Here is a 12438-nt window from a genome sequence, read left to right as displayed (position 1 = left end):
TTTTATTCGCTCAGAGCCGTTTAACCCAGATTTAACCCGCTTTCATTAGCATGGAAATTGATCATTAACCAAGGTGAAGGGAGAGGGAATTTTGAGTGTGACCACAAAAACAGGAATACCTGATATCTTCTTTTTGCCGGAATGGGCGGGCGCATACGAAAGCCAGGACGGCGGAGTGGCGCAGGTGTTTGAGTTCGAGCACAGCCTGGGCCGCATCCAGTACACTTTCATCAAACGCATAGTGCCGGGCACAACCGGATATTTCGATACGATCACGCCGTTCGGGCTGAATGGCCCGCTTATTGTGGAATGCGAGGCTGGGCGCGAGAAGGAACTGGCAGCGGCATTTGATGAAGCTTTCGGGCAATATTGCCGGGATCACCGGATTATCGCTGAATATATCCGTTTCAATCCGTGGATCGGCAATATCCAGCATTTCGGTGAATTTTACGGAATCGATAAACGCGGCATTGCCATGTATGTCGATTTATCGACCGATGATTATTTCATGGATGAGTTCAAATCCGGCACGCGTCAGCAAGTGCGCCGCGCCTTAAAGAACGGTGTAACCATCGAATATGATTTTACCGGTGAAACGCTGGATGATTTCTGCCGCATCTATGAATTGATGGCCCAAAGGAACAGCATTCCGGAATATTACCTGTTCAGCAAAGAATTTCTTGAAGACAGTTTCCGCTCGCTTGCGGGCAATCAATTCATCATCAACGCAATCCATGAAGGCACGCGGATTTCAACGGCTTTGATGGTCCATCACGGTGATTACGTCCATTACCATCTTGCGGCCAATGACCCGGCCTATTTCAAATTCGCCGCCAACAGCCTGGTGATTTCAGAGGCCTGCCGTTGGGGCGTCGACAACGGCAAGAAGCAATTGCATCTTGGAGGAGCCAGCACCGAAGCGCTGTACCGTTTCAAAAGCGGCTTCACCAAAACGGAGCCGCTCGATATCCTGACCGGCAAGAAAATCCGGAATCCCGCTGTCTACGAAAAGATTTCGCGCGCCAAAACAGCGGCGGATCCCGACACAAACACCGGCCATTTTCCGATTTACCGGGGATGACCGCTTTACACAAATGAAAACAGCAACCGGGTCTATAGCAGACAGACCCGGTTGCTGTTTTTCAATTTGTCCTTTTCACCTTCACTTAACTTCTTCCTTGACCCGAAGATTCTGCCGGTATGCAGGGAAAAAACAACTTCCCACTTCCACTGCCGCTTCCCTGCAAAGCTGCTCATAGATTTCGCTGTTCCAGATTTTCCTGCCGACATGGAACTCGAGTTCCTGAGCGCGGCCATACTTCTTCTTATAGAGATACAATTTATCATCGGGGTCATTCGTCCGGCCGCCGCCGTGATGAATCAGCCTGATATTGTTTTCCAACCCCCATCTGAGCAGGGCATACTGCAGGATATTCGGCGCATATAGGCCATGGTATTCCTCAAGGCTGCCCGTCAGGTGGACATGCAGCACACCGTCGCTGACAAAATTCAGGCTCATGGCGATGACCGTCCCTTTCCAGCTCACTTCGACAATGACCAATTGAGGCCCCAACAGGTTAAGACACTGGTTAAAATAATCTTCATCAAAATAATAATAGTCATCCGCCTTATTGCGTTCCATAGTCTGCAGATATAATTCCCGAAACTTATCCAGACTTTCCGGATTTACATAAACCTGGTATTCGACTCCCTGCTTCAAGGCTTTCCGTATATACCTCCTGACTGAAGGGGAATATTCGCTCAAAAGCGGATCTTCTGTAGCTGCAAGGCGGGTCTGGATCGTATTCCGCATAAAGGCCGTATCATAGAACTCACCGAAATCCACAGCATTCTCCAGCACCGGATGGAATCTGACAAATTCACTGACGATATTCTCCCTTTTGCAGTACTGTCCGAAATCCAGCACAAAAGCCTGTGCCAGTTTCCTCTTATCCGTTCCGTCCGCGGTTTCCATGACCGGCCCCCCGTAGCCATATGGCGTCGTCAGATCATAATACTTTTCTCCGTCCGGCAGCCGGATCGGGATTTCCCGTTTTATGAATAAATGGCGGACTGACCCCAGCGTGTTTTGAAATTCATAAATTTCACATTTTCCGTTCTCGATTTTTTCGTAAAGCAGCCCATAATCTTGATTGAAATAAATATCCTTCACTATATTCACCTCACCTGTTTGAATTGACGTCAAAAATCAGAAATTATGCTTAGTTTCTGATTTTAGACGTCAATGGTTAAACTAAGGTAAAAAAATTGGCTAAAGGAAATAAAAAAGATAAGATTGATGATAAGAAATGAAATCGGGAGGTCTTGGAGATGGAATTACATAAATGGAGCGGCCATATCGACCAGGCGATGGGCTATATCGCCAGCATGCCGAACGCGCGGCTGATTTACCTCATGAATGGTGAGGATGCAGTCCTGTTGTATGAAACGGAAGGTGCAGCGTTGTTACGCGACGTCGATACTTATGAGATCCTCGATGCAAGCGGCGACATCAATGCCGGATTCTATGCGGTTTTCAATAATATTCCGGTAACTGAAGAAGGCAAGGGACGATTTGAAGAAAGATTCCGCAACCGCGCCCGTAAAATTGAAGACGAGCCGGGATTCAAGGCGATTCGCGTACTGCGTCCATTGAATTCGGATACTTATGTGATCCTCACGCTTTGGGAAGATGAAAAATCCTTTAAGGACTGGCAGCAGTCGAATGCTTATGGCAGCGCTCACGCCAAACGGGGCACAGCAGAGGGCATCGATAAGGTTCCCAATATTTTCCCGCGCCCATCCTATGTCACGACTTACGTCAGGTAAGCAAAACTTCAATATGCAAAATCCCGTACAGATAATGTGGTCTGTACGGGATTTTGCATTTCTGCTCCGCTAAACTTTGCAACTGGCTTTTGCACGATAAGCAGGAAAAAAGCCGTCATCCGAATTAGCATCGGTAAATTTGCATAATGCAGAGTAAATTTCAGAGTTCCAAACTTTTTTACCTACTTGAAAACCGGAAGATTCATGTTTGCCAAATTGCTTTTTAAAGAGATACAAACTGTCATCCAGACTATTGGTGAGTCCGCCGCCTCCATGAAGCAGATGGTACCCCTTTTCTTTTCCCCAGCGGGTAATGGCATATTGCATAACATAAACAGGATAAAGATGATGGTATTCTTCATATGTTCCGGAGAGATGGGTGTGAAGGATTTTATTGTATTTGAAAGTCAGCATCATACCGATGATCTTTCCTTTATACAAAGCCTCAGTGACGATAAGATAATTCCCAAGTGTATTTATCAGAGCATCAAAATACTCATCGTTGAAATAATAGTAAGCATCTGCATTTTTTCGATTCATCGTTGTGTAATAGACCTGTTTAAAAGCCTCGAGATTATCCGGATTTTCATTAACTCTGTATTTTACGCCTTCCCTCAACGCTCGCCGGATATTTTTCCTGGCTGACTTTGAAAGTTCAACATTCACCGGATTATTGTGTGCCAGAAGATTTGTTCCGACTGTCGGCCGCATGAAATGGACATCATAGACTTCCTGGAAGTCTTTTGCATTATCCAATAAAGGGTGAAAGCGGATAAATTCACTGACAATTCGCTGATGTGCACAATGACGGGCAAAAGCTTTATGGAACTCGCGCACCAATTCCTCACGGTATTCCCCATGGCTCTCCAGGATAACCGGTCCACCATAACCATATGGTGTAACAATGTCATAATAATCCCCGGCATCGATCTGCTCTGGGATTTTACGTTTTATATACATATGCTGAATTTTTCCGAAGGTATGCTCAAAGTCAAAAATTTCAAAAGTGCCATTTTCCACTTTTTCATACAATCGGCCATAGTCCGGCTCAAAATATATATCAATCAAATTAACCGCCCCCTTCTGGGATATCGTGTGGTTGAATTGCTGTAACCATACGTTATTCCCGTCAGGTTAAATGGGGGTTAAAATTTATTTCAACTCTTTATTTTTACAGTGCATTCAGTCTTTTCTTTCCTTTCTTTGAATCAACAAGTCCACCACCCAGCATCCTATAATCCCTGCCGCCGCGCCGGCGCTGTCGATCAGCACATCACGCACTTCGCCGCTTCGCCCATCGATGAACAGCTGATGAAATTCATCGGAAGCCGCATACAAAACGGCAATGGTGAACGCAGCCAAAAACACCTTTAGCGTCAATCGCCCCCAGCTTCCAAGAGCATTAACCAATAAAACGCCCAAAATCAGATAGGCAATGAAATGCGCATTCTTCCGCACCAATGTATGGAATTCCTCGACGCGCGCATCGCTTCCCGGGAATACCTCAGTAATTACACCGAGAAGAAATTCAGTGATGCTTGAACTCAGTCCGCTCGATACGGACGCCGGCTGATGTGACAGGATGAAAATCAGGCTCATCCAGCCAATCGCCAATGCCCAGGCCATTTTTTTATTTTTCATCTATGTACATCCTTTTCCCAATCAATTAAACAGCTGTTTTCCATTATATCATCACATAATTCAAAAGGAAGCGTTCGATTGGATAACGGTTAAACTGTGAGAGCCCATAAAAAAGAAGCGGCATCATCACCGCTTTCTGTCAGCCTCCGTTATTTTCCTCCGATCGCCAGCGGCTCGGGCACAAATTTCGTCAGCAGCATGTCTTCGCCTGCCTGATTGCTTATACGGAGCGTCATATAAATCTTTTCAATCGTTTCATAAAGTGCTTCTGTCGTGTCAGCGACAATATTAAAACGTCCGAACATCTGCGTATAGGAACCGGTGACGACGACTTCATCCCCCTGATCCACATTGATGACGCATGAAATGACTTGCGGCATCGCTTTGACCTCTTCCAGCCCGATGATCTCCCCAATGATTCCACCTTTCAGCAGAATCGGCAGATTGCAGGATGGCAAAGGCATGGATCCATTATCAAATTCACGTAAATCGTATTGATCAATTGGATTGCTGACGGCGAAATCGAGCATCATTTCAAGGATATTGATGTCCGTCTGCTTTTTGATGATGTGATAATGCTGTTCCCCGCTGAGGCGAAAGCCCATTTCATAGATATAGAAATTACCGTCTTCATACAGGGATTGGATGAAGACAGTGCCGTTTTGTATTCCGATGCCGCTGATCATATCGCGGATTTTCCCGTCCAGCGTTTCGATGAACAGATTCTGGTGTTTTGAAGGGAATACCATGGCGGTCGGCAATGGCGGATGTTCTTTTGAATGCTTATAGAAATAGCGATCGCAAACTGCAGTCAGGATGATGCTGCTGTTTTGTATAGTATAAAACATTTGAACACCGTAGGAATTATCGATGAACCGTTCAGCAATAGCCCTCTTTGATTTGGAGAAATCCATCGCTTTTGCAAAACCCTGTTTCACTTCTTCAATATCGTAGCAAACAGTTATCCCTTTACTGGCGTAACTGTCAACCGGCTTGATGATGACCGGAAATTCCCAGGATGCAACAGCTGTTTCCTCGAGTTCACCAGCCAATTCTTGCTCCTCGATGACAGGGACATCAAAACGGCGGCAGATTTCCTTGAATTTATCTTTGTTTGATGTGATTGCCAATTGCTCTTCTGTCGCATAAAACGGCAGACCCATCTTTTTGCATAAAGCAACAGCATTCCATGTATTTATATCTTCAAAGGCTGTGAATACACCATCCACCCCTTCTTCCTGGACAATCTTCGCCAAGCCTTCAATATCGGCAGTGCTCGTATTATAGGATTTGTCGGCATAGCTCTTAGCCGGCGAACCGATGACATTATCGACAACAATCGGCGACAAGCCCATCCGTTTAGCGGTTTCCACCACATTGATCATATGTTTGGTCCCACCAAGTACAAGAATCTTCTTCTGGTCAACCTTCATCATTTCCCAGACCTCCTTGATTTCACTAGCCTACTTTCAATACTCTCTGTTTAAATCCCTTTAAATTTCCAGAAATAAGTTATATATACCTAATTTCATTGAAGTCATCAATTAAAATTGCGTGTCTGCGCATCTTAATAACTATTAAATTATCAAGGAAATCATTAAATGTCAATAAAATTTCTGAATTTTAAGATATTTAAGCATTTTTTACAATTCTGGATAAGCTCTGTTAATAGAAAAAAGAAAGAACCGGCTCCAATTTAGGAGCCGGTTCCATCAAGCCTTGGACGCAATTTTCGATTGTCTGTCGAGTGCGTTTTGGCGATATTTCTTTTTCTCTTTTTTGGACATGTTCTTGAATTCCTCCAGGAACTCTTCGTAATTTGCCAACACTTCAGAAGCCGGTCCGTATTCTTTCACGACTCCAAACTCCAGCCAAAGAATTTTTTCACAGAACTTTTTCATCTGGGAAATGGAATGGCTGACAAAGAACATCGTTTTGCCTTGTTCTTTGAACTCCATCATTTTGTTCAGGCTTTTTTCCGCAAAAGCTTTATCCCCTACCGACAAAGCTTCATCGATGATCAGGATATCAGGATTGACGCGCACGGAAATCGAGAAGCCGAGACGCGACTTCATTCCGCTTGAATACGTTTTAACGGGCTGGTCGATAAACTTCTCCAGCTCCGCGAACTCGATGATCTCTTCTTCCATTGCATTGATTTCCGTTTTTGAAAAACCAAGCATAAGGAGCTTCAATTCAATATTCTCGCGGCCAGTGAGTTTATTGTCCAGACCGGCATTGACCGCAATCAGCGATACATTTCCGTTGCTCACGACTTTCCCATCTGTTGCGGGAATTACGCCGGCAATGATATTGGCCAGCGTCGATTTACCAGACCCGTTGATGCCGACCAGGCCGACGATCGATCCCTGTTCAACATCAAAAGTAACGTCCTGCAGAGCATAGAAGGCTTCGCCGTATTCTTTATGCGGAATCAACAGGTCGAGCAGCCTTTCAGAGCTTTTCTTATATAATTTATAGCGTTTTGAAACGTTTCGTACTTCGACTGAATTAGGCATATGACTCACTTCCCATTTTATAGGAAATCAATAAATTGACTTCTGAATTTCACGTGCAGATAAGCGCCGATGATGAAGGTGACTAATACCACCCCACAGAAATAGAGTGTGTATATCGGATTTTCAAGGAAATACCATCCTTCTCCCAGCAAGGAGTACCGATAACCTTCAATGATGTAATAGAAAGGGTTCAATTTCATATATGGCTGCCAATTCTCAGGCAAAAGCGTCGGTGGCCAAAGAATCGGAGACAGGTATAACAGCATCCGCATAACGGATTGCAGCAGCATCTGAACATCCCGCACAATGGTCGCAAGTGTCGAGGTGATCAATGTCAAACTGAACAGGAACGCCAGCAGGCCGACTGTATATAATGGCAATTGCAGATAATAGATCGATACCGGATAGCCGATGAATTGCAGGAATATCATACCTAATCCCAGGATGATCAAGTGCGGATAAAACTGGGCGAAGATAACATAACTTGGTATGACACTCATGGGGAAATTCATCTTGGCGAGCATTTTGATCTTGCTGTATATCGATTTCGAACCCTTCATGACGGATTGTGTGATGAAGAACCACACCAGGATTCCGGCAAACATCCACTGAAGATACGGAATATCACCGACCGGTTCGCGCTCCCGTATACCGAATCCGAAGACGAACCAGTAAATTGTAATTTGAATTGCGGGATTAATGATTTCCCAGGCCATGCCCAGGTAATTTCCGCTTGCCAGGCTGCGAAGTTCATAAATCGAAAGCCTTCTGACAAGATAGAAGTATTGAATTTGTTCCTGCAATACTTTAAAAGCTGATTTCATATAAATTCCTCACCTACTTATATTTTATCATACTACTCGAGGAAGGCTTCTACCACTCGCTGAGCAGCATGACCGTCTTCCAATGAGGAAAATTTGTTTCTGAACGCATCGAATTTCGGATGGGTCCGGATATCCGTGTCCTTTAATTCGTTGATGGCCGTGAATAGCCCGGCTTCAGTCTGGACGATCGGACCCGGCGCTTCGTTCTCGATGTCGATGTAAAATCCGCGCAATTGATCGCGGTAACTTTCAAGGTCATACATGAAGAAAACGATCGGCCGGTTCAGGATGGCGTAATCGAAGAACACTGACGAATAGTCAGTGATCAACAGATCCGATACCAAGTATAAATCCCGGATATCAGGATAAGTCGAAACATCATACACAATCCCTTCGTGAGCACTGAAATCAAAATTCTCGGCTACCAGGTAATGCATCCTCGACAGCAGGACCCATTCATCGCCGAATTCCCGTTTCCACCGCTCCAGATCGAATTGAAATTCAAATTTGTATTTGCCTTTTTGGTAAAATTCATTATCGCGCCAAGTCGGCGCATATAACATGACTTTCTTTTCTTCCGGAATACCCAGGTCTTTTTTTATGCTGCTGAGCAGCGTATCCGAATAATTCGACAGTACATCGTTGCGCGGATAACCGGATTCGATGACTTTGCCGCTATAGTCGAAAGCACGGGTGAAAATTTCCGTGGAATAGGCATTCGGTGAGACGAGATAATCCCATTTGTCCGCTTCGAGGATAAAATTTCGCTTATAGCTCTCCGTGTCCGTCCCCGGCATATGGATTTCTTCTATATCGGTGCCCAGTTTTTTCAGCGGTGTGCCATGCCAGGTCTGGATATAGACTGTTTCATCCGGCTTCGGCATCCAATTGGGCAGCCGCACATTATTTATCCAATATTTTGCGCGAGGAAATTCCATGAACCAGCGTAAACTGAAGCGGCGTATATAAGGTACGCCGAAACGGTCGAATAATGGTGCTGCCTGCTTATCCACACTCCATACAAGCTGAAAATCCGGATAATGTTCTTTCATATATTCATATATGGCCCGGGGGCTGTCACTATATTGCTTGGCATGAAAACTTTCGAAAATGACCAGATTGCCTTTTTTCGGCAAGCCACCGAGAAGGACGAAAATGATGCGGAATAGTTTCAACACCAATGCATTGTTCTTTAAACGTCTAATCACTGCCAGTCCTCGATTCTGAGTAATAATGTCAATCAAATACGCGTCTTAATGGATATTCCTTCATTTCATCTGTATTAAACAGTTTTTGTCTGCAATCCTGAAATCATGCGTTACCGAACCTTAGTCAAAGCCTTTATTATAATGAAGAAATCCGGTGAAGCTGAAACTAAACCAGCCTATTTTCGTCTAAGGATGTAAATAATGTTTCAGCAGTGTCTATATAGGAAACTAAATCAGTATAGCTGAAGAAAATCTTAAAAACATTTTTTACTAACAATAAAACATCTTATCATTTTCTTAAGCATAAGGGAATAGAATCATCTGCTTGTAACACATACTGATATTCACAGAATGATTCACCAATGCTTTTCCACTGTCTTAAGCATGGCCAAAGGCTGCGGGACAATTCAAATATAAAATAGTTCTTCTTCCAAGCCTTGTGATACAATAGCGAATAGGCTGAATTCACGGACGGAATTTGTGAACGGATGATGGCAGAAGAAGCCATCAGCAGATAAGAGTGAGATCGTATTTGCCGCGGGAATATTTTCTTTGCAGACGAATGATGATACTATACCTTAAGCGGCAAAACATATACGAGATGCGGAGTGTAGATAACATGAAAAAAGTCATAACATACGGTACATTTGATTTGATTCATCACGGGCATATTAATATCCTGAAACGGGCAAAAGAGTTCGGCGACTATTTGATCGTCGGCTTATCTTCTGACGAATTCAATGATATTAAAGGCAAAGCCGCCTACCACTCCTATGAAGAACGAAAATTGATCCTTGAATCCATCAAATACGTAGATGAAGTGATACCAGAAACAAATTGGGGTCAAAAAGTGGATGACATCCAGCAGAATGAAGTGCAGGTTTTTGTAATGGGCTCTGATTGGGAAGGCAAATTCGATGAACTGAAAGAACATTGCGAAGTCGTGTACCTGCCGAGAACTGAAGGCATCTCGACTTCCAAAATCAAAACGGATCTTCTGAACAAACAATGAAAAGCGAACTGATCATTTCCATATACCTGTTTTTCTTCAAGATCGCTTTTTCCCTATTCAATCTGCTGCCCTTGAAAAACAAAACGGTGTTCCTGTCCTCTTTTGGCGATAACGCTTTTTTCATCGCCAACGAACTGGCATCCTCCGGAAACCACCGCCTGGTTTTTATCAACCAGACCAGGTGCAAAATGGAGTTCTCAACGATTCCCACTCCCAATAAAAAAATCTATACCTTTGAATCACTTAATATAGTAGATACCTTGTTTTCAATCTACCACCTGGCGACATCCAAATACGTCTTTGTCGACAATTACGCTGGGGTCCTGTCGGTCATCGAATTCCGAAAAGAAGTCAAATGCATCCAGTTATGGCATGCGGCTGGCGCAATCAAGCAATTCGGCTGGCGCGACCCTGAAACAGACAGCAGGAGCGCACGCGCTAAAGTGCGTTTCCAGGAAGTATACGACCGTTTCCAGTACATTCCCGTCGGCTCACGCCAAATGGCCGAAATTTTCTCGGAAGCGTTCCAGGTCGACATGAGCCATTTCCTCTATACAGGCGTGCCGCAAACTGATTTTTATCATGATGAAGAGCTAAAAGCTGCCGGACTGAAAAACGTTTTGGAGACCTACCCCTCAATCAAAGGCAAAAAAGTCGTGCTGTATGCTCCGACTTTCCGTAAAGACGAATTGCAGCGAATGGCTGTGGCATTCGATATCCAAATGTTTTTGGAGACCCTGGACGAAGATTACGTCCTGTTGGTCCGCCTGCACCCTTCAGTACATGCCGCCGCTAAAGTACCGGATCATCCGCGAGTCATACTGGCGAGCGATTATCCGCATATCAATGAGCTGTTGCTGGCAAGTGACATATTGGTTTCCGATTATTCCTCCATTCCGGTTGAATTTTCGATGCTCGGCAAAAAGATGATTTTCTTCACATACGATATCGAAGAATACAACCGCACCCAAGGAATCTGGCAAGTCAATGACTTGTTCTTCCCTGGCCCGATGGTCACCAGTACGGCCGAAGTGATCGAGCATATTGTCGATCCCCGGATTGACCAGGAAAAAATTGAACGATTTTGCCGCCACTGGAATACTTATTCAAATGGCCGGTCTTCCAAGCAATTGATAACTGCCATCTATGAACCACAAGATCTATAAGAAATGTCATCGACCGGGTAAATAGCCGGTCGTTTTTTTATGGGCTTTTATTCCATCTATATTAATGGCGGAATTCTATCCGGATCATACAATTAGAAGCAATCTACCCTATCTTCGAATGTGTAAAAAGTTCAAATTTATCCCAAATATATCAAGTGGACTGTTTACATTTACCTATGACTAAAGTTATAATCCGCCTAAGAAGTTTTTAAATTTCTGCTTTAGGAGGATAAAATTTGAGAAAATATTATGTTTCCGGCTGCTTGTTCCTGGTCTTATTGGGGTTAATCTTTTTGCCGATACATATGGATCCTGAAATTGAAGAAGAAAATATTGCGACAACCATAGAAGCACCTGACAATACCGCTCCGGCCTCGGCTGCGATTGACGCTGTTCCTGAAGTGCAAGCTGAACCGGCTGTGGATATTTCGGCTTTTCCATCGATTCCTGTTCTGATGTACCATATTTTATTGGAGGAACGGAACGATGTAATCAGTGTCGATCCGCTGCGTTTCAGGGAACAGATGTCTGCGCTCAAAGAAGCCGGGTTTACAACCATTACGGATTACCAGCTGGCTGATCATCTGAGAAATAAAACCAAATTGCCTGATAAGCCCATTCTCATCACTTTTGATGATGGCTATAAAAGTGTTTATACAGAAGCATTTCCTGTTTTGGAGGAGCTCGGCATGAAAGCGACGGTAAACGTCATTGCCAGCAGAATCTTTGAAACACCAAGCACCTTGCATCCGGAAGAATATGAGAAATTCACCTGGCCAGAAGCCCGCTCGATGGAAGGCACGGTCATGGTCCAGGTGCATACATGGGATTCACATTATAAGAAAGCTGATGCAGAAAATGAATTAAAAGGCGTACTTGCCGGACGCATGCAAGATGACTCCGGCTTAGAATCACAGGAGGAATTTGAAAAAAGAGTTTTTGAAGATCTCCTGCTCAGCAAAAAAACAATTGAAGAAAAGATGGGTTATGATGTCGTCACACTGGCCTATCCATACGGCCATTATTCGGAGGATACCATCCGTCTCGCCCAAGTAGCCGGTTATCAAATGGCTTTCACCGTCAAATCCGGTCTGGTGAACAGGGAAACCGATGCCCATTTCGAACTGGACCGCATCACAGCGAACGGTGCTTTTACAGGTGAACAGCTGCTGGCAACAATTGAAGCTTCCCAATAAAATATGGACATGATAAAACCCCCGATATCTCTCAAGATATCGG

At 44.3% G+C, this 12438-nt stretch carries 12 protein-coding genes; 5 read left to right on the top strand and 7 right to left on the bottom strand.

Translation table 11 applies throughout. The features are described from left to right. The first annotated feature begins 97 nt into the window (after positions 1 to 97). Positions 98 to 1081, top strand: a complete 984-nt coding sequence (locus CXF70_RS10715; protein WP_233208616.1) for a GNAT family N-acetyltransferase — start codon at positions 98 to 100, stop codon at positions 1079 to 1081. An 81-nt stretch (positions 1082 to 1162) separates the two neighbouring features. On the opposite strand, the gene CXF70_RS10710 is transcribed toward CXF70_RS10715, so the two are convergent. Further along, positions 1163 to 2173 (bottom strand): GNAT family N-acetyltransferase, encoded by a 1011-nt coding sequence (locus CXF70_RS10710; RefSeq protein ID WP_233208609.1) that lies wholly within the window; start codon positions 2171 to 2173, stop codon positions 1163 to 1165. A 158-nt stretch (positions 2174 to 2331) separates the two neighbouring features. Here CXF70_RS10710 and CXF70_RS10705 point away from each other — a divergent pair, with 158 nt between their 5' ends. After that, positions 2332 to 2829: an antibiotic biosynthesis monooxygenase family protein gene (locus tag CXF70_RS10705; RefSeq protein ID WP_101802658.1), complete on the top strand. Its 498-nt coding sequence runs from the start codon at positions 2332 to 2334 to the stop codon at positions 2827 to 2829. A gap of 69 nt (positions 2830 to 2898) precedes the next feature. Here the strand turns inward: CXF70_RS10705 and CXF70_RS10700 are convergent, their stop codons facing one another. The 6 genes from CXF70_RS10700 to CXF70_RS10675 form a co-directional block, all read right to left on the bottom strand. Further along, complete coding sequence (locus CXF70_RS10700) at positions 2899 to 3897, bottom strand: GNAT family N-acetyltransferase (protein ID WP_233208608.1); 999 nt, start codon at positions 3895 to 3897, stop codon at positions 2899 to 2901. Between the two features lie 114 nt (positions 3898 to 4011). Next, the gene (locus tag CXF70_RS10695; protein WP_101802656.1) at positions 4012 to 4470 is read right to left on the bottom strand and encodes a VanZ family protein; all 459 of its coding nucleotides are present in this window, start codon (positions 4468 to 4470) and stop codon (positions 4012 to 4014) included. A gap of 149 nt (positions 4471 to 4619) precedes the next feature. Beyond that, the gene (locus CXF70_RS10690; RefSeq protein ID WP_101802655.1) at positions 4620 to 5906 is read right to left on the bottom strand and encodes an ATP-binding protein; all 1287 of its coding nucleotides are present in this window, start codon (positions 5904 to 5906) and stop codon (positions 4620 to 4622) included. A 276-nt stretch (positions 5907 to 6182) separates the two neighbouring features. Continuing rightward, positions 6183 to 6989 (bottom strand): teichoic acids export ABC transporter ATP-binding subunit TagH, encoded by an 807-nt coding sequence (tagH, locus tag CXF70_RS10685; RefSeq protein ID WP_101802654.1) that lies wholly within the window; start codon positions 6987 to 6989, stop codon positions 6183 to 6185. Positions 6990 to 7006: 17 nt separating this feature from the next. After that, on the bottom strand, positions 7007 to 7813 hold the full coding sequence (locus CXF70_RS10680; RefSeq protein WP_101802653.1) for an ABC transporter permease: 807 nt from the start codon (positions 7811 to 7813) through the stop codon (positions 7007 to 7009). Positions 7814 to 7845: 32 nt separating this feature from the next. Then, entirely contained in the window at positions 7846 to 9021 is a 1176-nt protein-coding gene (locus tag CXF70_RS10675; protein ID WP_101802652.1) for a CDP-glycerol glycerophosphotransferase family protein, read from the bottom strand. 619 nt (positions 9022 to 9640) lie between these two features. Between CXF70_RS10675 and tagD the strand changes: the two genes are divergently transcribed. From tagD to CXF70_RS10660, 3 genes are all read left to right on the top strand, one after another. After that, positions 9641 to 10033, top strand: coding sequence for a glycerol-3-phosphate cytidylyltransferase (gene tagD, locus CXF70_RS10670; RefSeq protein ID WP_084244484.1), 393 nt, complete (start codon positions 9641 to 9643; stop codon positions 10031 to 10033). Next, positions 10030 to 11199, top strand: coding sequence for a CDP-glycerol glycerophosphotransferase family protein (locus tag CXF70_RS10665; RefSeq protein ID WP_101802651.1), 1170 nt, complete (start codon positions 10030 to 10032; stop codon positions 11197 to 11199). Before tagD ends, CXF70_RS10665 begins: the two co-directional genes overlap by 4 nt. Positions 11200 to 11435: 236 nt before the next feature. Beyond that, a complete protein-coding gene (locus tag CXF70_RS10660; protein ID WP_101802650.1) occupies positions 11436 to 12395 on the top strand; it encodes a polysaccharide deacetylase family protein in 960 nt (319 codons plus the stop codon). The last annotated feature ends 43 nt before the right edge of the window (positions 12396 to 12438 follow it).

It is taken from the genome of Planomicrobium sp. MB-3u-38 (assembly GCF_002836425.1).
In the GTDB taxonomy this organism is placed as follows: domain Bacteria; phylum Bacillota; class Bacilli; order Bacillales_A; family Planococcaceae; genus Planococcus; species Planococcus okeanokoites.
This window is presented reverse-complemented; position numbering and strand designations above follow the sequence as displayed.

What these genes read in the sequence shown, in the direction of transcription:
- CXF70_RS10705 (WP_101802658.1), top strand. Translation starts at nt 2,332, where the DNA reads ATGGAATTACATAAATGGAGCGGCCATATCGACCAGGCGATGGGCTAT.
- CXF70_RS10695 (WP_101802656.1), bottom strand. Translation starts at nt 4,470, where the DNA reads ATGAAAAATAAAAAAATGGCCTGGGCATTGGCGATTGGCTGGATGAGC.
- CXF70_RS10690 (WP_101802655.1), bottom strand. Translation starts at nt 5,906, where the DNA reads ATGATGAAGGTTGACCAGAAGAAGATTCTTGTACTTGGTGGGACCAAA.
- tagH (WP_101802654.1), bottom strand. Translation starts at nt 6,989, where the DNA reads ATGCCTAATTCAGTCGAAGTACGAAACGTTTCAAAACGCTATAAATTA.
- CXF70_RS10680 (WP_101802653.1), bottom strand. Translation starts at nt 7,813, where the DNA reads ATGAAATCAGCTTTTAAAGTATTGCAGGAACAAATTCAATACTTCTAT.
- tagD (WP_084244484.1), top strand. Translation starts at nt 9,641, where the DNA reads ATGAAAAAAGTCATAACATACGGTACATTTGATTTGATTCATCACGGG.
- CXF70_RS10665 (WP_101802651.1), top strand. Translation starts at nt 10,030, where the DNA reads ATGAAAAGCGAACTGATCATTTCCATATACCTGTTTTTCTTCAAGATC.